This is a genomic window from Sphingomonas sp. (genome assembly GCF_029239295.1).
Lineage (GTDB): Bacteria > Pseudomonadota > Alphaproteobacteria > Sphingomonadales > Sphingomonadaceae > Sphingomonas.
In genome coordinates this window covers 116,925-139,171 of the sequence record NZ_JAQZBC010000011.1, presented here as the reverse complement: position 1 = coordinate 139,171, position 22,247 = coordinate 116,925, and the positions used below count along the sequence as shown (strand labels likewise).

General features: G+C 63.1%; 15 protein-coding genes. 4 read left to right on the top strand and 11 right to left on the bottom strand.

The window, feature by feature from the left end; all coding sequences use genetic code 11:
• Window positions 1-13: 13 nt before the first annotated feature.
• The 4 genes from aqpZ to K0S66_RS11945 form a co-directional block, all read right to left on the bottom strand.
• Window positions 14-751 carry an aquaporin Z gene (gene aqpZ / locus K0S66_RS11960; protein WP_301075683.1) on the bottom strand — a complete coding sequence of 246 codons (738 nt, stop codon included), beginning with the start codon at window positions 749-751 and terminating at the stop codon, window positions 14-16.
• 201 nt (window positions 752-952) lie between these two features.
• Complete coding sequence (locus K0S66_RS11955; RefSeq protein ID WP_301075638.1) at window positions 953-3,244, bottom strand: TonB-dependent receptor; 2,292 nt, start codon at window positions 3,242-3,244, stop codon at window positions 953-955.
• A 383-nt stretch (window positions 3,245-3,627) separates the two neighbouring features.
• A complete protein-coding gene (locus tag K0S66_RS11950) occupies window positions 3,628-4,830 on the bottom strand; it encodes an MFS transporter (RefSeq protein ID WP_301075637.1) in 1,203 nt (400 codons plus the stop codon).
• A 9-nt stretch (window positions 4,831-4,839) separates the two neighbouring features.
• Window positions 4,840-6,519, bottom strand: a complete 1,680-nt coding sequence (locus K0S66_RS11945) for a class I adenylate-forming enzyme family protein (RefSeq protein WP_301075682.1) — start codon at window positions 6,517-6,519, stop codon at window positions 4,840-4,842.
• A gap of 150 nt (window positions 6,520-6,669) precedes the next feature.
• Here K0S66_RS11945 and K0S66_RS11940 point away from each other — a divergent pair, with 150 nt between their 5' ends.
• Window positions 6,670-7,872 carry a serine hydrolase domain-containing protein gene (locus K0S66_RS11940; protein WP_301075636.1) on the top strand — a complete coding sequence of 401 codons (1,203 nt, stop codon included), beginning with the start codon at window positions 6,670-6,672 and terminating at the stop codon, window positions 7,870-7,872.
• Between the two features lie 31 nt (window positions 7,873-7,903).
• On the opposite strand, the gene K0S66_RS11935 is transcribed toward K0S66_RS11940, so the two are convergent.
• Both K0S66_RS11935 and K0S66_RS11930 read right to left on the bottom strand, forming a co-directional pair.
• Entirely contained in the window at window positions 7,904-9,415 is a 1,512-nt protein-coding gene (locus tag K0S66_RS11935; RefSeq protein ID WP_301075635.1) for an NAD(P)/FAD-dependent oxidoreductase, read from the bottom strand.
• A gap of 61 nt (window positions 9,416-9,476) precedes the next feature.
• Complete coding sequence (locus K0S66_RS11930; protein ID WP_301075634.1) at window positions 9,477-10,304, bottom strand: SDR family NAD(P)-dependent oxidoreductase; 828 nt, start codon at window positions 10,302-10,304, stop codon at window positions 9,477-9,479.
• A gap of 113 nt (window positions 10,305-10,417) precedes the next feature.
• Between K0S66_RS11930 and K0S66_RS11925 the strand changes: the two genes are divergently transcribed.
• On the top strand, window positions 10,418-11,656 hold the full coding sequence (locus K0S66_RS11925) for a TetR/AcrR family transcriptional regulator (protein ID WP_301075632.1): 1,239 nt from the start codon (window positions 10,418-10,420) through the stop codon (window positions 11,654-11,656).
• Window positions 11,657-11,674: 18 nt separating this feature from the next.
• On the opposite strand, the gene K0S66_RS11920 is transcribed toward K0S66_RS11925, so the two are convergent.
• From K0S66_RS11920 to K0S66_RS11905, 4 genes are all read right to left on the bottom strand, one after another.
• Window positions 11,675-14,584 (bottom strand): TonB-dependent receptor, encoded by a 2,910-nt coding sequence (locus K0S66_RS11920; RefSeq protein ID WP_301075631.1) that lies wholly within the window; start codon window positions 14,582-14,584, stop codon window positions 11,675-11,677.
• Between the two features lie 190 nt (window positions 14,585-14,774).
• Window positions 14,775-16,220: an MFS transporter gene (locus K0S66_RS11915; RefSeq protein ID WP_301075629.1), complete on the bottom strand. Its 1,446-nt coding sequence runs from the start codon at window positions 16,218-16,220 to the stop codon at window positions 14,775-14,777.
• A 401-nt stretch (window positions 16,221-16,621) separates the two neighbouring features.
• Window positions 16,622-17,473: an archaetidylserine decarboxylase gene (gene asd, locus K0S66_RS11910; RefSeq protein ID WP_301075627.1), complete on the bottom strand. Its 852-nt coding sequence runs from the start codon at window positions 17,471-17,473 to the stop codon at window positions 16,622-16,624.
• A gap of 120 nt (window positions 17,474-17,593) precedes the next feature.
• Entirely contained in the window at window positions 17,594-18,640 is a 1,047-nt protein-coding gene (locus K0S66_RS11905) for an amidohydrolase family protein (RefSeq protein WP_301075626.1), read from the bottom strand.
• Window positions 18,641-19,363: 723 nt separating this feature from the next.
• Here K0S66_RS11905 and K0S66_RS11900 point away from each other — a divergent pair.
• The gene (locus tag K0S66_RS11900) at window positions 19,364-20,905 is read left to right on the top strand and encodes a catalase (RefSeq protein WP_301075625.1); all 1,542 of its coding nucleotides are present in this window, start codon (window positions 19,364-19,366) and stop codon (window positions 20,903-20,905) included.
• A gap of 72 nt (window positions 20,906-20,977) precedes the next feature.
• Window positions 20,978-21,544, top strand: coding sequence for an ankyrin repeat domain-containing protein (locus tag K0S66_RS11895; RefSeq protein ID WP_301075624.1), 567 nt, complete (start codon window positions 20,978-20,980; stop codon window positions 21,542-21,544).
• Window positions 21,545-21,688: 144 nt separating this feature from the next.
• Here K0S66_RS11895 and K0S66_RS11890 read toward each other — a convergent pair whose 3' ends face one another.
• On the bottom strand, window positions 21,689-22,237 hold the full coding sequence (locus K0S66_RS11890) for a TIGR00645 family protein (protein WP_301075623.1): 549 nt from the start codon (window positions 22,235-22,237) through the stop codon (window positions 21,689-21,691).
• Between the last annotated feature and the right edge of the window lie 10 nt (window positions 22,238-22,247).

Below are 22,247 nucleotides of genomic sequence, written 5' to 3'. Positions count from 1 at the left end.
GACCGTCTCCGCTCTATCGCTGGTGGGATGGATCGCCGACCACATCCTGTTGCGGCATCGGGCTGATCCAGCGGTAGAGTAGGCCGCCCGCCGCGCCGCCGATCAGCGGCGCCACCCAGAACATCCACAGCTGCGCCAATGCCCAGCCGCCGACGAACAGCGCTGGCCCCGTGCTGCGCGCCGGGTTCACCGACGTGTTGGTCACGGGAATGCTGATGAGGTGGATCAGCGTCAGCGCCAGCCCGATCGCGATCGGGGCGAATTGCACCGGCGCACGCCCATGGGTCGCCCCCATGATGACGAACAGGAAACCCGCGGTCAGCACGACTTCGGCGATGAACGCCGCACCCGCCGAATAGCCGCCCGGCGAATGCGCGCCATAGCCGTTGGCGGCAAAGCCCGACGCGACCAGGTCGAAGCCGGGGGCGCCGCTCGCGATGACGTACAGGACGAACGCGCCCAGGATACCGCCCAGAACCTGCGCGATGATATAGGGCAGGACGCCGCTCGCCGGAAAGCGTCCGCCGGCGGCCAGCCCCACCGTCACGGCGGGGTTGAGGTGGCAACCCGACACATGGCCGATGGCATAGGCCATTGTCAGGACGGTCAGCCCGAAGGCGAGCGATACCCCGGCAAAACCGATGCCCAGCTCCGGGAACCCCGCCGCCAGCACGGCCGAGCCGCAGCCGCCGAACGTCAACCAGAAGGTGCCGATCAATTCGGCCGCTAACTTTCGAGTGTTCTCCACGATCCTCTCCGCTCACCGCGCAGCCGAATTCGTGAAGCACCACATTGATCGCGGCGGAAATACGGGGTTTGCCCAAGCGGCGCGGGGGTGCCGCCGCATCGGCAGGCGCTGCTGGCCACGCCGGTCCCCAGCGCGGCCGAATTTTGCCGGATACAGGCCGGCCACACGGTACCCGAGGCCAAATGGCCCCGGTGGAAGGCTCCCCTAGAACAGCTTGCGGACGCCCAGGCGGATGGATCGACCGACCGGATCGAGATAGGCGCCCTGGTATCGGTTCGGCGTCGCACCCGCACGATCGCGCACATTGATGCGGTCATTCAGCAGGTTCTCGACCGCGAACAGCATCGACATCCGCTTCGCCCAGTCGCGCTGAACGATCTTGTCCACCTGCACCGTGCTGTAGAAGACGATCCAGGTTCGGCCCGAGAAGCGAAGGTCAGCATCCGGCAGGTCGCTGCTGATCCGCGACGGTCCTTGCAGCCGCGCATAGGTGCCCACCGTGGCGGGCCCGGCATTGAGCCCCAGCGTCACGTCCATCTCCCAGCGCGGCCGTCCACCTTTCCCGTCCAGCGTCGCCCCGTCGAGCAGGTCGAACGCCGGGGTGTCCGGACGCAAGGTCACGAAGTCGTCGAGACGGAATGTCGTTGAAATACTTGCGGTAAATGTCGGACGCGGCTTCGGCGGTGGTGGTGGCGGCGCGCTGGCGTCTGCGGCATCCGCCTCGGGCGGCGGCGGTGCCTTGCCCAGCGGAACGGTGAGGTTGGTGGTCAGCCGCAGCTTGCGCTCGCGCTGACGCGTAATGTTGATGGAGCGGAGATCGACCGTGGAGAATGATCCGTCGGGCGCGCGCAGGAAACGGTCCGCGAACGCGAGCTGCACCGGCAGGATCGCTCCGCCCGGGATCACCGCCAGATTGCGCACGTCGGTTTCAACATAGTCGAGGCTGAACTGCACGTCCTTGTTCTTGATCGGCTGGACGGCCGCGCCCACCGTCGTGATGCGTCGCCTTTCCGGAACAAGCGCGGGATTGCCGCCGCTGATGGCGTTGACCAGCACGCTCCCGCCAGTGGCGAAGTCGAAGAACGGCGTGTTTGGCGCGGTCACCGTCGGCGCGGTGAGAAGCGCGATTGCAGGCGGCGATTGGTTACGGCTAATCGAGGCGGATAGCTGCAGCGCCGGGGCAGGCGCCCAGTTGAGCGCATAGTTGGAACTGGTCAGCTGGCCGAAATGCGACACGTCCGACACCCCGATCATGCCGGTCGCCGTGAAGCGGCTGAGGAACGACGGAAGGTCGAGGTCGGGCGAGGTGATCGGCACCGTCGCCGCGACGCTCGCCCCGCGCGCAACGCGTGTGAAGTCTAGGTCGCTCGTTGTCATGCCCAGCAACCTTCCGGAACTCGTCGACCGCGCATAGTCCGTCGTCACCGTCATCTGCACCGGGCCGGCGGGCAGCCGGATGGCTGGCCCGTTGGCGACCAGATTGCCAACAAGGGTGTTGGTCACGGTGCGGCTGCGATCAACGGTTGTCGACGCAGCGCCGCCGGCGTCGGGCGGGGCCAGCGGGCGGCCCTGCTCGGCGGCAATCGTGCTGCGCACTGCGTCGAAGCTTGAGGTTGCTGTCCAGGACCATCGCCCGATCCGTCCCTGCAACGTGCCGCCGGCATGAAGCGTCAGGCTGGTATCACGTTGCCGCAGAACCGACGGAGCGATCGACGGGTGGCTCGGAAGAAGCCCTGTGCCGCCCGGCGCCTCATCCATCAATCCCGGGGAAAGGCCATTCAACCCACGACTGCGCTGCGCATCCATCGACACATTCAACGATCCGTCGAGCGTTTCGCTAACTGGGGCCGCGAACGTGGTGTCGACGTGGAAGAGATCGACCTGCGGCTGGATGGTGCGGTAGCGACCGGGGTCCACGCTTGCCAGCGGACCGAGCAAGTCCGGATCCGCGGCAATGCCGCGATCGCTCTCGAGCACCCGATTGTGACGAAAGTAGCTGACGTTCAACGTCCGGCGACGCGATCCGTCGATCTGTGATGAATTGGCTTCGATGAAGCTTGTCTCCCCGCCTCCTTCGCTCGTGACGCCCGTCATCTGCTGCGCCATCAGCGCGCGGAAGTTCTTGACGGTGATAAAGTTCATCACACGAACCGTGGGCGCAAAGCCGAACCGTACCGCGTCCTGCTCGGAGAGAATCTCCGTGCGCTCGATCGCTTCGGGCGGGATGCCCTGCAGGTCCGCGTAGCCAGAGATGCGGCGCCCGTTTAGCAGTAGCGCGGCCTCTTCGCCGGTGAACGAGCGTCCCAGCGGGCTCAACCGCTCGATCAGCTGCTTCATGCTGGTCGCGCCCAGGGCACGGATCACATCGGGCCCCAGCACCGCAGCGGGATCAATGTCACTCAGCGCCGATCCGCGAACGCGTTTTCCGGTGACCACGACCGTGGCGTCATCTTCACTGTCAGAGGCGGGCGGTGGGATGGTCGCAGGTGCTTGCAACGGCGCCTGCTGGGCGGATGCGGCAAGCATTGCGAGCAGCGCCGAAACTGTCACGACGTAACAAAACAGTCAGTGGGAACGCGCATTATCACGAGGAAAAGCATCAAGTGACACCCCCAACGTTCCGTATCCATAGACCATGATGATCAGGACATTCTCGATTGGTCTGGATCGTAGCAATGTAAGGCAGCAATGAGGCACGCCTCATACAATACACCGACAGTTGCCGACAAATGTGCAGCAAACTCTGATCTGGTTCGAGCCGCGCTTAATCAGTGTAAGACGACCACACCGAAAACGGTTACCGTGTCAGACATGGGTGCGCTTCCTGATCCATGAGCCGGTACACGTGCGCGTATTGTGCTCGGCTTATCGCCCGGGAGTTACTCTCTGACGTTAGACGGTCTGTGTCTGAGGATCAGCGCGATCAGGACCAGCACGCCGGCCCCTCCCATGCTGACATGAAGCGGGGACAGGCGAACGATAACGGTCGCGATCAAGGCAGCCACGCCCGACTGCAAGGCGCCGTAGAGACCAACGGCGGTGCTGAGCCGGGCTCGTTGGCCCTCGATCGCTTCTGCCATGAATGTCGGGCCGGTAAGCCCCGCACCGAACGCGAGAAGCGTCATCGCGACCAACAGCCCGGCAAGCGGCGTGTCCACGGCGGCGACGGCTATGATCGCCAGTCCGCCAGCAGCAAGAATGGCGGCACCCAGCCGCCGGGCGGCGGCCCCGCGCCACCGGGAGAGAAGCGGTACCGCCAACGTCCCCGCGATTATCGCGCAAGCGATGCCAGAATAGCAGAACCCCGCCTCGGCAGGGGTCAGGCCTATGCCAACGAAGAGAAACGGTGACACCGCGAGGAAAAGCTGAAAGCCGGCGGTGATCAACGCACTCGACAGTGCCAGCCGTACATAGTGTCCATCGCGCAGCACCTGACGATAGGTCAGCATCAAGCCCTCTAGCGGGATCGCTGACTCGCCTGCCCAAGGGCGGGTTTCAGGCAAGAGGTGCGCCGCGAGTACCAGCGCCAGCGCGATCACGGCCGCCAGGATCAGGAACAGTGCACGCCAGCCAGCGAATTCCACCATCGCGCCGCCGATTACCGGCGCCAGCGCCGGAGAGATCAGGGCCACGCTTGTGAGAATTGCCAGCGGCCCCGCAGCACCCCCGATGGGTGCCCGATCGGTCGCCATGACGCGCGCTGCCGAGAGAGTTGCTGAGGCGCCAAGGGACTGCATCGCGCGTCCGCACAGCAGGAGCAAAAGATTGGGCGCGGCCGCGCAGCAGAGCGAGCCAACAAGAAAGGTCACCAGACCGATCATCATCACCGGACGTCTGCCATGTCGATCAGCCAGCGGGCCGCAGATCAGCTGTCCGAGCGCAAGACCTACCGCATACACGGCAATTATCAGCTGAGCGTCACGTGATGTCGCGCCGATGCTGTGCGCGATCATCGGCAGGGCAGGGATGATGATCTGTACCGCGAGCGAGCCAAGCGCGGCGATCCCACCCAGGATGATCAACCGCCATCGCGTGTCATGGCTTGCCGCGGCGGCGTCTGATCCAGCCGTCTTGCCGGTCACCGGCAGACTTCACGCACGTGCGGGAGCAGCGAACAGCGCGACCAGTTCCTTTTTCAGGATCTTGCCGTTGGCATTGCGGGGCAACGGCCCCTCGTAGAACGCAATCCGGGCGGGCACCTTGAATCCGGCGAGCCGCAGGCGCACCCAATCCTGCAACTCCGCTTCGGTAACAATGACGCCCTCGTGCACGCTCACGACCGCGCCAGGCTCTTCGCCAAGCGTTCGGTGTGGGATAGGCACAAGTGCGCAGTCGATCACCGCGGGATGATCGAACAGCACGTTTTCCACCTCGATAGAATAGATGTTCTCGCCTCCGCGGATCACGATGTCCTTCGCCCGGTCCACGATGTACAAGAAGCCATCATCGTCCAGTCGGGCCAGGTCTCCTGTGCGGCACCATCCCTGAACGAAGGTTTCGGCGGTCGCCTCCGGCCGTTGCCAATAGCCACGCACTACCATCGGCCCGCTGACCCACAATTCACCAACCTCACCTACGTTACACGCGCGTACGCCATCGATGTCCATGATCCGCAGCTGCGCAACCGGGACGGCCGGGCCCGCGCTGTCGGGTCGGGCAAGATACTCCTCGCCGTTGTGACTGGTGACGGTGGCGGACGTCTCCGTCATTCCCCAACCGCAACCGGGTGATGCCCCGAAACGCGACTTGATCCGGCGTACGAGATCGGGGGCCGCCGGCGCGCCGCCGTAGGTGATACTTTCCAGAGACGAGAGATCAAATCGATCTGCACTCGGATGCTCGACCAACTGCCACCCGATCGTGGGCACGCCACCGGCATTGTTCACCCCTTCACGTTCGATCAGCGCAAGCGCTTCATCCACGTCCCAGCGGTGCATCAGCACCACCGTATCTCCATTCCACATCGAACCGAGCAACCGGGCGTTGCAGCCGGTCACATGGAAGAACGGGATGGTAAGGAGTACGACCTTGGGCGCCGGCGGAACGGCTGCGCCGCCGCGGCGAAGCGCAGCTCGCATGGTCGCGAAGCTGGAGGAGAAGATGTTCGTCAGCGCATTTCGATGCGTACCCAGAGCGCCCTTCGGCTGGCTGGTGGTGCCGCTGGTATAGAAGATCGTGGCGGGATCGTCCGGGCCCATCGGGACTGATGGGAGGTCGGCGTCCGGCAGGCTTGCCCAAGCGGCGGGCGTGCCGACAACGTCTTCCAGTCGAGGAACCTCGGCCCGAACGTCTGCACAGCGCGTGACGAGCAGATGCTCCAGATCCGCCATGGCACCGGGATGCCCGGTGAGCCGGGCGTGCCGCTCGCCATCGCATAGCAACATGCGTGCACCGCTGTCGGCGAGCGCAAAGGCAAGTTCGTCACCTGACCACCAGGCATTGAGCGGCACGACAATCGCACCGATTGAAAGCGCCGCAAAATAGGCGACCGGCCACTCCGGGAGGTTGCGCATCGCGAGAGCGACACGATCGCCTGGCCTGAGGCCTAGTGCCGTGAGATGGGCGGCAAGCGCCGCAGCTGCCCGGTACCATGCGGCATAGGTGATCCTGTCTTCTCCAAGCACAAGGAAGACCCGATCATCATGACGGCGAGCGTGGGTTGCGAGATCAGTGAAGGTGGACGGCACGTTCTTCCACACGCGCACCGGCACGCCGTCGATCACCGCTTCTGTTATCTCATGCAGAGCCCCGGGCGCACAGAGCTGCGTCATACAATCGTTGAGGGACAGCGCCGGCCACTCTTCGGTTACGCCAACTACTGCAGCCATCGGTACGCGTTCCTTCAACGGAAATTTTGCCGGCTTTACATCTGAAGGCGACCGAGTAGTCAACGAGAGATAATAATAAATCAAGGATACGGTATGGAAGAGAGAGGCGGATTCGACCAGTCAAGGTTGGAGCAGGGGGCGGCGCACTTCCGAACACGGTATGTCGAAAAGGGCGCTCTGCCCAATGTGCAGATCCTGGTCGCGCGGGAGGGGCGGGTGGTGCATCGCTCAAGCGCGGGGGCGGCGCGGGCGGACGGCACGCCGTTAGCTGACGACGCGATCTTCCGAATTGCCTCCATGACCAAACCTCTGACCGCGGTCGCGTTCATGGCACTGGTGGAGGAGGGACGCGTAGCGCTCGACGATACGGTCTCCACGGTTATCCCCGAGTTCGCCAAGCTGCGCGTGTTCGAAAGCGGCGGTGGCGGCGCGCCTTGGGCAACGCGCTCGGCGCCGCCAATGCGGATGATCGATCTGCTGCGACACACATCGGGTCTTACCTACGGCTTTCTCAATCGCACCAACGTCGACGCCGCCTATCGCGCGGAAAAGATACTAGCGCCCGGCGGCGAAAGGGATGACGACGCCTTAGTGGCCGCGCTTGCCGCATTGCCGCTGGAGTTTGCGCCCGGCACGGCGTGGAACTACTCCGTCTCTACCGATGTGCTGGGGATTGTGGTCGCCCGCATCGAAGGTGTGCCGCTGGACGAGGTTTTCCGTCGTCGCATCCTGAAGCCGCTCAAAATGGACGACACCTTCTTCTACTGCCCGCCCGACAAAGTCGAACGGCTGACCGACGCGTGGATGATGACGCCGGCCGGGGCGAAGGTGATCGATCGCGCGATCGACGGGCGGGCGACGCGCGAGCCGCTCTTCAAAATGGGCGGCGGCGGGCTCCTTTCGACCATTTCGGATTATCACCGCTTCTGCGCCATGATGCTGGCTGGCGGAACTTTGGACGGTGCCCGTGTGATCGGGCGAAAGACGATCGAGCTGATGACCCGCAATCACTTGCCCGGCGGCAATGATCTTGCCCAGTTTGCCCGGGCACCCATTGCTGATGCCGGATCGGGTGGAACCGGCTTCGGCTTAGGTGTTGCAGTGACGATTGATCCGGCACGTACTATGATGCCGGGGTCGGCAGGCGAGTATTTTTGGAGCGGGATCTATTCGACTCAGTTCTTCATCGATCCGGTAGAGCGAATTCACGCGATCTTGATGACGCAGCAGATGCCGGTTCCTACCATTCCCGTGCGGCGCGACTTCCGCACGATGGTCTACTCTGCGCTGGAGTGACGGCCGCCGCGATGCGGCGGCCCGTACGCTCTCAACCGACAGATGAGATCTTACCCGGAGCAGCCGCGCCGCCCTTTACCTGCCACGGCTCCCCCACTTTAACGAGGCGGAGGACGCCGTCGGCGACCGGCTCCTTCAGCATGATCCGGCGATCGGTGACGTAATCCTGATGAACTTGCCACGGGTGCTCAACGCCTTGTCGCGGCATGTCTTCTCGCGCGCGGACGACATAGCCAGACGTGAAGGTCTGCATCCACGTGGTTTTCATCGATGCAACGTCTGCCGCCGGCACTGCGATGTCGGCTCCCCGGCGATCAAGCTCTTTCAATACTCGCACCATATAGCGGGCGGCCAGGTCCGCCTTGAGTGTCCACGATGAGCCGGTGTATCCGAAGACGAGGCTGAAGTTGGGAATGTTGGAATACATCGCCCCCTTGTAGATCACCGTATCCTTCAGGTTGATCGGCTCGCCATCCACTCGCAATTGCACGCCGCCGCCGCGTAGCAGCTTCAGCCCGGTCGCAGTGACGACGATGTCAGCCTCGAGGACGCGTCCCGATGCCAGCTTCACGCCCTCGGGCACGAAGCGCTCGACCGTATCGGTAACGACCGAGGCTTTGCCGCGGTGGATCGCCCGGTAGAAGTCACCGTCGGGCGCAAGGCAAATGCGCTGTTCCCACGGCTGATGCTTGGGGGTGAAGTGCGTCATGTCGTAGCCCTGCGGCAGCGACGCCTTGGCCATGCCGATCAGCATCGGCCGGGCCTTGGTTGGGTCCTTCATCATTCGCTGACGCATCTTGCGGGACGTCAGGACATTCTTCCAGCGTACGGCCGCACCCGCGACATTGGCGGGCAACAAGGCTTTCAAACGGTTCGCTTCCTTATCGCGGCCCGGGCGGGCGACGATGTAGCTTGGCGAGCGCTGAAGCATGGTCACGTGCTCCGCCGTCTGCGCCATCGTCGGGATCAGCGTGACGGCCGTGGCCCCCGATCCGATCACCAGGACCTTCTTGCCCGCATAATCGAGGTTTTCGGGCCAGAATTGTGGATGAACGACTTGGCCGGTAAAATCCTCCTGGCCCTCAAACACGGGATTGTGGCCCTCCGTATAATCGTAATAGCCGGAGCCCATATACAGGTAGCGTGCGACGAAGTTCACGCGCGTGCCATCCTTCTGCTCCGCGCAAACACGCCAGCGCGCGCGCTCGCTGCACCAGTCGGCACTGATCACGCGGTGGCCGAGCCGCAGGCGCTGCCGGATGCCAAAGCGATCGATCGCCTCGCCAATGTAATCCTTGATCTTGCCGCCGGCCGCGATCGCGTCCTTGTCTCTCCAGGGGAAGAAGGAGAAGCCCAGCGTATGCATGTCGCTGTCCGAGCGGATGCCCGGATAGCGGAACAAGTCCCACGTTCCTCCAATGTCATCTCGACCCTCGAGCACCACGTAGCTTTTGCTCGGTAGTTTCATTGCCAGCCATGCCGCGCCGCTGATCCCCGACAGGCCAGCGCCAACAACAACAACGTCAATTCCGATCTCATCCATTCCATTGCTCCCGTCGCGCGCCGCAGCGCTCTCGCCCGACATACCGATGTCTTTAGTCTGCTTAATTGTTGGTAGCCCGGGACGCGGCGGTAGCCGCTAGCGCCTGGCCCGCGGCAGTGCGCGGCGTTGTCGGGTGGCTGGCGGAAAGGCCGCCGTCGATGGCAATTGCCTGTCCATTGACGAATGAGGCAGCCTGCGAGGTGAGGAACATCGCAAGGCCGGCGACCTCTTCCGGCTGGCCTGGGCGGCGAAGGGGATTGGTGGCCCCGACCATCTTGCCCAACCCCGCGGCGCGTGCCTGATCGATGTACTTTTGGGTCATGTTGGTCTCGATCAGGCCGGGGCAAATTGCGTTGACGCGGACATTGGTGCCGGCCAGCTCGAGCGCGGACACCTGGACGAGATTGATCAGGCCCGCCTTGGACGCGGAATAGGCTGCCGGCCCTGCGCCCGCGCGAAGCCCTGCTACCGACGCAGTGCAGGTTATCGCACCTGCTCCGTTCCGTGCCATCACTGGAGCCGCGTGCTTGATCGCGAGCGCGGGGCCGACGAGGTTTACCCGTAGCACCGTCAGCCATAGTTCGGGATCGGCTTCGCTCACCGGTGCGGGGCCGCCAGTAATGCCTGCGTTGGCGAAGAAACCGCGTAGCACGCCGTGGCGCTCAGCCTCTGCGACTAGTTCGCGCACATGCGCTTCATTGCCTGCGTCGCCACGAAGGGCCTTGCACATTCCGTCAGCAATTTCGGTGGCGAGCGTGTCGACACCCTCGGCAATGTCGCTCGCGATAACTTTCGCGCCCGCCTCGGCGAAGGCTCGCACGCTGGCGCGCCCAATCCCCGACGCCGCCCCGGTCACAATTACGACCGACCCGTTCCACTCGTTCTGCATGCCACCCTCTCCACCATACCGGTTTCTTTATTCCTGCTGTTTGGCATAGCTCGGCGACAAGCACAATCGCCTTGGAATGACGGCTCAGTGGGTTTGTGTTAACGATAGTTATGATGAATGCGACCGACGTCCCCGACAGCAAGACCGCCAAGTTCAAGGCGCGTCGTGACCGTCTGATTGATGCTGCCGCGACCTTGATCAATCAGCACGGGCTGAAGGGCATGACGTTCGCGAACGTTGCTGCGCTGGTGGACATGAACCAGAACAGCCTTGCCTATTATTTCAAGCGCAAGGAGATGCTGGCCCACGCCGCTTATATGGAAACGCTCGGGCGGATCGCCGACAAGGTTGCCGAAGCTGCGGCACGCCCCGATCCTCGAGCGCGTCTGGCGCATTATCTCCACCTCGTCTTCGCCTCTCAACGGGGAATACGCACCGGGGAAGAGCGGCCGATGACGGTGTTGACCGGGATGAGTTCGCTTCCCGAACCCTATCGCACCGAGGCGACGGAGCTGTACCAGTCGGTGCTTCGCGGCATGCGCGAATGGTTCGGCCCAGCGGGCCGAACGGAGGAGCTGGCGGCCAACATTGCTCGCGCGCACGTCGTCATGGAAGGGGTCCTCTGGCTGCCCGTCTGGCTTCGCTTTCACGCAATTGAGGATTTCGACCGGGTCCAGCGCCGCATGTTCGAATTTTGGGAACGCGGCGTCGCACCGAAGGACAGTCCGCTGATCTATATGTCCTTCTCGAAAGAGGCGACCGAGCCACGGCCCGACGTCGACATCGACGCGTTTCTGCGGGCCGCAACTCGCCTGATCAATCGCGATGGATACCGCGGCGCGTCGGTCGATCGTATTGCAGCCGAACTGCGCGTTACAAAGGGTAGCTTTTACCATCATTTAGAGGGCAAGGACGATCTGGTGCTCGCTTGCTTCCGGCGTAGCTACGATACGATTGCGCGTGCGCTGGACGACGCAAAAGCGGCCGGCGGCAATATGTGGGACCAGCTCTCACGCGCGATGACCGCCCTCATTGAAGTGCAGTTCTCCGGTGATGGCCCGCTGATGCGCACGACGGCACTTGCGACGTTGCCGGCGACGCACCGCGGCGAGGTTATCGGCCAGTCCAATACCATCGCTCTTCGTTTTGCCGGCGTGATTATCGATGGGATCACTGAAGGTTCGCTCCATGCAGTCGATCCGTTGATCGCGAGCCAAATGGCGATGTCGATGCTGAATCGAGCGGTGGATCTGCAGGATTGGGCTGCACGTGCCGGGCACGTGCGGGCCACCTCGATCTACGCCGAGATCTTCGCGCATGGTTTGCTGCCTGATGCCTCGGGCGCGGCATAACCGCGCCCGAGACTTGGATCAGAACTTCTTGGTGACCCCAACCTTCCACTGACGGCCAAGCGCATTGCCCGTGAACGGATCGTAATTGAGGTCGAGCCGCGCGAAGCTCGGATCGCGATCGGTGATGTTCAGCATTGAAAAGCTGACCGTGGTGCCGTCGATCGGCTCTACTCGGAGCGTGAAATCAACTGTCGCCCAGTCGGAAATCCGCTGTCCGCGGGCAATGACGGGGGCTCCCGGCAGTTCGCGCCGCGGCGCGAAAGGTGATGCCCGCTGATCGACGTAGCTGTCGACATAGTTGAAGGTGAAACGCGCGTCGATCCGGTCTACGCCGAACTGAGCATATGCTTGCCCGCGCCAGCGGGGGATCGGATAGGCGCTGGTCTGGTAGTTGAGCTTGCCCACGGCATTGAAGGCCGGCTGCACCAGGACGCCTTCGACCACCTGATCGCTGGTCTCATAGTCGATGACGTAAGTGGCAGTGACACCCAGACCGAGGCGCCCGCCGAGAACGTCCTCCTGATCGTAACTTGCCAAGAAATCCAGGCCCGAGTTCGTAACCTTCGCGCCATTCAAATAGAAGGTGTCGAGCCTCGCGACATTGTTGATGCCGCACGCGCCGTCGAACGTGAATCGTGCTTGGAGGGCGGCGAACGCGGGATTATTGCAGTTCGCCGATCCGTTCGCCCCAAATAGGGCGTTCGTCATTCCGGAAACAGGATCGGCGCCGATCAGGTCGGTCAATTCGTAGCGGAAATAATCTACGCTGAGACTAAGGCCCCCCGTCTTGATGATGGCGCCGGCCGAGTAGTTCGTCGCCTTCTCAGGGCGCAAATTGGCATTGTTGTAGACGCGTACGGCGCGCGAGGAGCTGCCGATCACTTGCAGCGACGTGACGAAGCCGTCTTGGAGCAGCGTGTCGGGCGGCCCGCGGAAGGTCGTTCCGACCGACCCGCGCAAGGCTAACCAGTCGGTAGTTTGCCAGCGCAGGGTCGCCTTCGGGTTGAAGGTCGATCCGACACCGCCACCATAGTCTTCGTATCGCGCGGCAAGCTGGAGGTCGAGCGTATCGAAGATGGGCGCACGCACCTCGGCGAACAGCGCGTATACGTCACCGGTAACCGACAGCGGGCGGCTGGATCCGAGATAGGCCAATGGTCCCGGCTGCGGCGAGCAGTTCAGATTACCCGTGACCGGGGTATCGAGACACGGCGTGACATCCAGGTTGTTGAAGGCGCCATAGGCGGAATCATAGGAATCGCGGCGATACTGCCCGCCAACCGCGAACGCGACGTCCCCACCGGGAAGCGTTATCGGTGTGCGACCGCTGATCGATGCCTCCGCAACGAACAGCTGTGTCGTGAAGGTGCTGCGGGACTGCTCGTAAAGCCAGCGTGATAGTTCCGGCGGATTCGCAACCGCGGCATTGTAGCCTGGGTTGGCCGCGCCGGTAACGGCATTGCCATCGATCGCGTTGCTGAACGGGTTCAGGAACTGACAGCCGCCAGTGCCTGCCGCGCCGCTGACGCGGTTGCAGTCCGGCCCGCCAAAGCCACGCAGACCCAGTTGCACCCGGTCGACGATCGTATCCAGGTTCATCGTCTGGCGCGTGTAGCGATGATACATGCCGGACACGTCGAAGTTGAGGGCGTCGCTCAGCGCGCCGGTCAGAGCACCGGTGAAGCGGATCGACTCTGACTCACGCCAGCCCGAACTGTCGACGCCATTGGCGCCCCCCAGAAGGAACGGTCGAAATAATAGTGCTGGGAAGGTCGCGCCAGCGACCGGAATGCCTGCCACGGTGGTCGGCAGTGCACCAGGGTTCGCTGCGGCGTAGGCCGCGTAGCCCGGGTTGCTCGCCGGTACAAAGAACCCGGCCTGTGCCGTCGGGCCGAAGCTGCCGGGCAGCGTGTAGGCTGATGGTCGCTGTAGGATGGTATACGAAGGCGAGCTGCGCTGATGCGGAACTTCCGACCAGCCGTAGAGCGCGGACACCTCCAGCTCTATATCGGGTGTCAGGTCGACGCCCACCTCAATATAGGCCTGTAGGCGGTTCTCGGTATCAGTCAGTGCATTGAAGCCCAGATACTGGTTTGCGCAGCGCTGATTGGCGACCCCGTTGTTGGCGAGCGCAATGCCTCCCAGCGGGACGCAGCCCGCGTCGAGACGAAGACCGGCGGCTGGCGCTCCATTACCGAACACCGGCAGGAACACGCCGGGGTTGCCGCTCTGGGTGAAGCCATTCTCGGGGTTGTTGGTGTATGAGCCGATCGCGAAATCACGGTCGGTGACGAGAAGCTCGCTGCGGTGCTGATATCCGAACGAAGCCAACACACGCAGGCCGTTTTGATTGTGTCCGAAGGCCGCGCTGGCGGTCCAGTCACCGTTGGAGCCCTTGATGCCCTTGTAATCGCCGCTCACCACCAAGCCTTTAAGCGACCGATTGGTGATGAAGTTGACCACGCCAGCGATTGCATCCGAGCCGTAGGTCGCTGCCGCACCGTCCTTCAGGATGTCGATACGTCCGATCGCCGCGAGCGGCAGCAGGTTCACGTCCACCGTCGGAACGCCGTTTCCTGCGCGTACCAGGCGACGGCTGTTCAGAAGGACCAGGGTACGCGAAGGGCCGAGCCCACGCAGGTTAATGCTGGCAATGCCTTCAGCGCCTTGACTGCGATTGTCGAACTGATTGGAATCGCCGAGCGTGCCGTTGGCGACTGGCAGCGCCTTCAGCAGCTCCACCACGCTGGGGCTGCCCTGACGCTGAAGCTCGCCGGCGGTAATAACGTCTACGGGAAGGGCGGAGTCCTCCCGTTGCCCGCGTATAAGAGAGCCGGTCACGATGATGTCGGCGGCCGTCTGTTCGTCGAGCGGGGGCTGTACCGCCGTCGACTGCGGCGGCGTGACGGACGGCGCAGGCGCAGGCACCGTGCCAGCCGGTGGAGCGTTTGTATCAACCACTTGAGCGAAGGATGCCGCGGGAGCGGTAGTGAGCAGGGCGCCGCTCATGAGCAGCCAGGAACGCAACCGCATTATTCATCTTCTCCTTGGGACCCCGATCTTGCGCGGGTGTGTGTTGAGCGAGGATGGCCCGCCAAGGACTTGGCGGGTTGCTTAGTCAGGTGTTGGGCAGCACCGTCGGTGAGAGACGGGTGGGCTCACCGGCGCGCGCGGATAGATCTTCCACCACAGCTCCCTCGCGCACTCGGCGGACGTTTTCCTCATGCCGAGCGCGGTCGATCCGGTAGAACGACAGAAAGACAATGGCGATCGCCCACAGGATCGCGATAGCCGGCATGTAGAGACCGACAAGCCGGTCGATCACTGCTGGCGGAACTTGCCCGGGAATGGCTTTCTCTGGAAACCCGGACACGCTCAACAGCAATCCGGCTCCGAGCACGCCGAACCCGCTAGTACAGGTTTTCATAAAGGCGTTAGCGGCGAAGAACGTGCCGGCGGAGTGCCGTCCCGTGCGGACCATGCTGTCCTCGACGACATCTGCGATCATGGCACTCGTCATGATCTGAGACGTCGCGGAGAAGGTGCCGAACACGGTGGCGAAAGCGAAAAGGGTCAGGACCAGCGGGCCTTCAGGGTCAATCGGCATAAACAGACCGAGCTGGCGCAAAAACAGCGGCATCAAACCGATCGAGACACCCAAAACCGCTGCGGTGACCGCTACCGCGCGCTTGCCGTAGCGCCGCGCCGCACGGGGCGCGAGGAACAAGGCGATGAGCGCAGCAATGACGCCGTCGAACGCCAGCAATCCCATGCTTTTGGGGCTGAGCTGCCACACGTACGTGCCGAGATAGACGGCCATGGAGGCATAGAGCCCGGCGGCGGAGAACTTGAGTACGCCGAACGCGAGCAGTGCCTGGAAACCGCGGTGGTTCAGCGTACTCAGCATCTCGCTGAAATGCTGGCGGAACGATCGATTGCCACGAGCAGGCGGTTGCGGTGCAAGCTTGCCGCGAGCCTGCGTGCCGAACGCGCAGACTAGGATCGCACACAGCGTGAGCGCACCGCCGATGACGCCGAGTTGTTGGTAACCCTCAGGATTGAGCTGGCCCACCGGATATTGCGCGGTAGGACGAAGCAGGACGAAGAACAGCAGGGTCGCGATGCCTAGCCCGCCTACGTACCCAAAGAAATATCGCCACGTCATCAGCGACGTGCGCTCGTCATAATCCTCCGTCAGCTCCGGCGTGAGCGCGGCTGATGGCAACTCGTACAGGTTGATCGAGATCCGACCGAGCGTGGCGACGGCGAGGATGTACCAGAACAGCGCGTCATGGCTCCAGCCTTGCGGCGGGTTGAACATCAGCCAGAAGCACAGCGCCGTCGGAAGAGCCGCGGCATACATGAATGGATGTCGCCGACCCCAACGCGATCGCAGGTTGTCACTGATATGACCCAAAATCGGATTGCTGATCGCATCGATGACCAACGAAGCCATGAGTGCGGCCGAGACGATGCCCGCCGGCACGCCCATCACCTGGTTGTAGAAGATCAGGAGATACGATCCGAAGGCAACAGTTTGCGCGCCTTCCGCGAGCGAGCCCACGCCGAATAGCAGCTTTGTGCGTGCGCCAAGGGGAGCCCCTGGCGGCACACCGCGCGCCGTACTTTTCCTCTCCAACACAAACCTCTGTTCTATCGTAGGCTTGGGCTCAGCGTACCGCTTTCTTTAATTCGGACAATATAAAAACGCAGTGCGGGGCATTCGCACAGCGCATAGTTCATCGATCCAGCCCGAGAATGGCTCTGGCGGACGTATCGTGGGTGCTGGAGGGGTGACGAACCAAATCGATAGCCTTCGACGAGCGACGGCTTTTCCGGTCGCAGGCGTCCTATCTGGCGCCGGGTTGCCGAGGACCGCACCAGCGAGCGGTCGTCGCGGCGAGGAGTTCATCGTCTCCAACCGGCGTTTGCTGGCGGTCCTCCTCAGTGAAGGACAAGAGGAGCTCAGATGGGACGCTGTCCCATTGCTTCGCCGAGGCGAACGGGCCGTTCCGGCGCCCAATCTTCGTCGAAGACGACTGTGTCTTGCTGGAACAGCATCACGATTGTCGAGCCGAGCAGGAAGCGCCCCATTTCCTCCCCCTTCTTGAGCACAATCTGCTGATCGTCATAGCGCCACTCGGAGACGGTGTTGTTGCGTTTGGGATTGACCACGCCGTGCCAAGCCGTCGCCATGCTGCCCACGATCGTGGCACCGACCAGCACCATTACGAAAACGCCATGGTCCCTGGATTCAAATACGCAGACCACTCGCTCGTTGCGCGCAAAAAGGTTCGGGACGCCTCGTGCGGTGACCGGGTTCACCGAGAATAGGGCGCCCGGCACGTAGATCATTCGCCTTAACCGGCCCTCGCAGGGCATGTGCAGGCGGTGGTAATCCTTGGGCGACAGATAGAGGTTGGCGAAGCTGCCGTGGCGGAATTCTGCCGCGAGCGCCGCATCGCCGCCGACCAGCTGAGTGGTGGTGAAACGATGTCCCTTGGCTTGCACGATGTGATGGTCATCAATCGCGCCGAACTGGCTGATTGCGCCATCCACCGGGCTGACGAAATCCGCGTCCGCCATCGGCCGAACGCCGGCGCGCAGGGCGCGCGTGAAGAAGTCGTTGAACGTCGTGTAGCTGGCGAGATCCGGATTTTCCGCCTCGCTCATGTCGACACCATATCGCGCCGCGAACAGACGGATCAGGCGCGTTGTCACCGTGCCCCCCTTCATGCCCGCGACACGACCGGCGAGGGTGGTCAGCCCCTGTTTGGGCAGGGCATATTGCAGCAGGACTTTGAGGCGGTCTGTCATCAACGGCCGCTATAGGGTGGCTTTGCCGCCAGCGTCAGCCGAAATCCCGTGCGCTGAGCACGCGGACGTTGGGGACAATTGCCTTTCGGAGAACAGCGCCCGTCGCACCACGCGGGGTGATTACCCCAGCAGATCCTCCACCTTGTAGAAGCGCGCGGCCGCGCCGGCGAACAGATCGCGCTTTTCGTCGGCGCTGGCGCCTTGGGCGATCAGCTTGAAGGCATTCCACAGCGTGGCATAATCCGCGCCCCAGCGATCGACGGGAAAATTACTCTCGAACATCGCGCGGCGTGCGCCAAAGGCGGCGATGCTGGTCTCGACATAGGGGCGGAACAGTTCGGCCAGCCGTTCGGCCGTGGTGCGTGTCTCCGGTCCCAGTTCGCCAAGCTTGCAGAACGGCATGGCCAGTCCGCCCAGCTTGATCGTCACGTTGGGGCAGGTGGATAGTTCCTCGATCGCCGCCTTCCACGTCGCGAACCGGTCATCATGCCGTCCCGCATAGATACCCAGGCCGAGCGGGGTGCCGACGTGATCCAGCACGATCGGCTGTTCCGGAAAAGCGCGCGCTAGCGCGGTCACTTCGGGGATCTGAGGTTCCAACACCCAGGCATCGAAGGTCAGGCCGCGCTTGCCCAGTTCCGCAAAGCCTTCGCGGAACGTCGCGTCGGCATAGAGGGCAGCGGGGGCGTGCCCGAGCGGCCCCAGAACGTCGGAATCCGCGTCATGAGCGCCGATGTGGCGGATACCACGGAACCGCCCGTTCCCCGCCGCGATTTCTGCGTCCAGCACGGCGCCGACCGCCGGGCCCAGCGTCAGATCCGCCTGGCCGACGATACCAATACAGGCGTGGAATGGACCGTAGATCCCGCTTGCTGCTTGCGCCGCGACGCCGTTCACGAATTCCACTTCCCCCACCGGCTTCATTTCGGGTGGTCCGTCGGCCCGATAGAATGCCCCGCACTGAAGAAAGACGGTGCCGATCACATTATGCCCGCTGTGGCGGCAGTCGCGCAGGAGCTCGTCGAACAGGTAGCGCGGGCTCTGCTTCATGATCGCGCCGAAGGGGTGGCTACTCTCCCTCGCAGCCGACTGGACAGGGGTGAAGTCCCACAGGTGGTGGTGCGGATCGATGATCGGCAGATCCGGTTCCAGCACGTCTTCGATCATATCTGTCCCTTCCGGTCCGCCCAATAAGGTTCACGCAGCTTTCGTTTGAAGATCTTGCCGGAATCCTCGCGCGGTCGTGCCCGAGGTGTAGATGATCGTTGAAGAGGCATCCGCCGGCGCCGCTGCACGGGGAGGGGTGGCATCAAACAATGCCCCCAGCGCGTTACCTCGACCGGCGGGCGCATGGCATCGGGCCTCATCGGGCGTGTAGTGCCAGTCGACTGGCACCGCATATGCACCGACATTTGGTGCGTCCCGCTCGCGATCCAGCCCATCCGCGCTCTCCCAACAACACGACCGTGGCGGGCTCATCGTAACGCAAGTCCTGACGGTCGTGGGTGGCATTTCAGCGCTTCATGCCCGACCTGTCCAGTCAGTTACCACCTGCCGTACGAAGAACGTCACATGGGTGCGGCAAGTCAGCGCCGCGGACACAGCAGGGCTAGCTGTCTGCGGCCTTCATCTTCGTTCCTCTCGATCTCTGTGAACGGGCATTCCCGTTTCAGCCGTCACGGGCGCCGCGTCATAGCGGGGGCGCCCGCGGATCGCCCGCGCGGCCCGCCCGGCCGCGCGGACACGCGGTGACAAAAGGGACGCTTGATGAGAGCCGCCTTCAATTCATTTCCTCTGCGCACCGCCGCGTTACTGGCAGGCTGCGCCGCGCCTTCGCTCTCGGCGCACGCACAGACATTGTCCGACGCCGCCGCTTCCGTCGCGGCCCGGATGCAGACCGGCGCGGCGCCCGTGGCCCCGGGCAAGGCGCCGCCGCGGGCCGCCGCGGCGAGCGCAGCCGCGCCGCAGTTCACGCGCGATAATGGGGCGCCGATCGGCGAGAATCGGCACTCCAAAACGGCCGGTGACATGGGTCCGGTGCTGCTCGAGGACGCGCATCTGATCGAGAAACTAGCCCGGTTCGATCGCGAACGTGTGCCGGAACGTGTTGTCCACGCTCGCGGGACAGGCGCTCTCGGCGTGTTCAAGGCCACGGCTGATATCTCCGACATCACCAAGGCGTCGCTCTTTGCGCCGGGCAAGGAGACGCCGGTGTTCGTCCGCTTTTCAACCGTGATCCACGGCCGCGACAGTGCCGAGTTCGCGCGTGACCCGCACGGCTTCGCGACGAAGTTCTACACCGACCAGGGAAACTGGGACCTGGTGGGCAACAATCTGCCCATCTTCTTCATTCGCGACGCAATCCAGTTCTCCGATATGATCCATTCGCTGAAGCCCGATCCGGTGCTGAACAAGCAAGATCCCAACCGCTTCTTCGAGTTCTTTTCAACCACGCCCGAAGCGACCAACATGATTACCCAGGTGTGGACCAATTTGGGCACCCCCGCCTCGTATCGCACGATGGATGGCAATGGCGTGCATGCGTTCGCGCTCGTCAACGCCAAGGGCGAAAGGGTGTTTGCGAAGTTCCGCTGGATTAGTCGCCAAGGTGTCCGCAACTACAAGGCGCATGAGGCGGTGAAGGCCGGCTTCAACTACCTGACCGACGATCTGTACGCGGAGATCGGCAAGGGAAACTTCCCGTCCTGGGATCTGATGATCCAGGTGATGCCCGAGACTGAATTCGCGAGGCTGAATTACAACCCGTTCGACGATACGAAGGAATGGCTGGGCGTTCCGTTCCGCAAGATCGGCGAAATGACGCTGAACAAGGTACCCGACAATTTCTTCGAGTGGACCGAACAGTCCGCTTTCGCGCCATCGAACATGGTGCCGGGCATCGAACCGTCGCCTGACCGCATGCTTCAGGGGCGGTTGTTCTCCTACGCCGATACGCAGCGTTATCGCGTCGGTGCCAACGTCATGTCGCTGCCGGTGAACAAGCCGCGTGTGCGGGTTGTGAACAACAATCAGGACGGTTTTCTGAACAGTTCGGGTCGCAGCGACAGCGTGAATTACTTCCCGTCTGCGGTCGCGCCAAAGGCGACCGCGGACGAGTTCCGCAACTCCACCTACACGGTGAATGCCGTCGTGGACTCCAAGCCAATTGCGAAGACCAACAACTTCGAACAGGCCGGCATCTTCTATCGGTCGCTGCCGGAGGTGGAGCGGGCCGATCTGATCGAGAACCTGGCGGGTGATCTGGGTCAGGTTCGGTCGGATCGTACCCGAACGATCATGGTGAGCTATTTCTACCAGGCCGATGCCGATTACGGCACCCGCGTCGCCAGGGCGGTCAATGTTCCGCTGGCCGAGGTGAAACGTGCCGTGGCGGAATATCGCGCCGCTCATCCGGAGCAGTACGCGAACTGACGCCTGCCCCGTCGCCCGGCCTTGTTCTTATCTCCGGGGCCGGGCGGCACCCCTTGCTTAGGATCCTTCCCGATGTTCTCGTTGATCGCCGCGGCCTTGCTCGCCAGTGCAAGCGCCTCCACCGCACCTGCCACTCCCCACACCCTGCCGCAGCCGGAGCGGCGTCAGGAACTGCTGTTTGAAGCTGCACGCCTGGGTCGCACAGATATGGTCGAGCCGCTGATCGCCGCCGGTGCTGACATCAATGCGCATGATCGTCGTGGCTTCACCCCGCTGATCCTCGCCGCTTATTCTGGCCATGCCGCCACGGTAGAGGCCCTGATCGCTGCGGGAGCCGACCCGTGCAAGCCGGACGCTACCCAGGGCAATACCGCCCAGATGGGGGTAGCCTTCAAGGGCGAGGATGCCATTGCGGAGCGGTTGCTGAAGGCGGGCTGCGACGTGAACATGCGCAACAAGGCCGGACAGACGGCATTGATGATGGCCGCCTTGTTCAATCGCTCCCGGCAAGTGGATCTGCTGCTCGCTGCAGGAGCGGACGCTATGCTAGCCGATGCGTCCGGCCGGACCGCATCCGCAGTGGCCGCCGCACAGGGCAGCGACGAGCTGGCGACCAAATTGTCGAAGAAGCGTCACTGACCCCACCAGCCTGAACGCGGCGCCCCGCACGTGAACAGCACGGCGACGCCCTCAACCAATAAGCGCATGTTGGCATCTGGCTAGCGGGCGGAGCGCAGATGAGTCTGCCGCTCCTTCCGCCAGCCATGGCGTTGTCCGCGCCGCTCAGTGCTTTTGCTGCGTGAGCCGATCCACCCAGGCAATGCCGACTGCCGATACGATGAACACCATGTGGATTATGGTTTGCCAGAGGACGGCTGTCTCCGTCACTCGCCCGGTTGGTTGACCGATGGCGCCAGCCTCGATGAAGGTTCGCAGCAAGTGGATCGAGGATATGCCGATGATCGCCATGGCGAGCTTCACTTTCAGCACACCGGCGTTGACGTGGCTCAGCCACTCCGGCTGATCGGGATGACCGTTCAGCCCCAGTCGCGATACGAACGTCTCATAGCCGCCAACGATCACCATCACCAACAGGTTCGAGATCATCACGACGTCGATCAGCCCGAGTACGACCAGCATGATCTGCTGCTCGGTGAACTCCCAGCTGTGCATTACCAGATGGGTCAGTTCCTTCAGGAACAGGAACACATAGACGCACTGTGCGACGATCAGCCCGACGTACAGGGGCAACTGGAGCCAACGGGAACTGAAGATCAAAAACGGCAGCGGCTTCAACTTGGGGGAGGCTGCCGTGGTATCGAGATTCGTCATTATATCCTTT

What these genes read in the sequence shown, in the direction of transcription:
- K0S66_RS11895 (WP_301075624.1), top strand. Translation starts at nt 20,978, where the DNA reads ATGTTCTCGTTGATCGCCGCGGCCTTGCTCGCCAGTGCAAGCGCCTCC.
- K0S66_RS11930 (WP_301075634.1), bottom strand. Translation starts at nt 10,304, where the DNA reads ATGCAGAACGAGTGGAACGGGTCGGTCGTAATTGTGACCGGGGCGGCG.
- K0S66_RS11935 (WP_301075635.1), bottom strand. Translation starts at nt 9,415, where the DNA reads ATGGATGAGATCGGAATTGACGTTGTTGTTGTTGGCGCTGGCCTGTCG.
- K0S66_RS11925 (WP_301075632.1), top strand. Translation starts at nt 10,418, where the DNA reads ATGAATGCGACCGACGTCCCCGACAGCAAGACCGCCAAGTTCAAGGCG.
- K0S66_RS11890 (WP_301075623.1), bottom strand. Translation starts at nt 22,237, where the DNA reads ATGACGAATCTCGATACCACGGCAGCCTCCCCCAAGTTGAAGCCGCTG.
- asd (WP_301075627.1), bottom strand. Translation starts at nt 17,473, where the DNA reads ATGACAGACCGCCTCAAAGTCCTGCTGCAATATGCCCTGCCCAAACAG.
- K0S66_RS11900 (WP_301075625.1), top strand. Translation starts at nt 19,364, where the DNA reads ATGCAGACCGGCGCGGCGCCCGTGGCCCCGGGCAAGGCGCCGCCGCGG.
- K0S66_RS11940 (WP_301075636.1), top strand. Translation starts at nt 6,670, where the DNA reads ATGGAAGAGAGAGGCGGATTCGACCAGTCAAGGTTGGAGCAGGGGGCG.
- K0S66_RS11945 (WP_301075682.1), bottom strand. Translation starts at nt 6,519, where the DNA reads ATGACGCAGCTCTGTGCGCCCGGGGCTCTGCATGAGATAACAGAAGCG.
- K0S66_RS11905 (WP_301075626.1), bottom strand. Translation starts at nt 18,640, where the DNA reads ATGATCGAAGACGTGCTGGAACCGGATCTGCCGATCATCGATCCGCAC.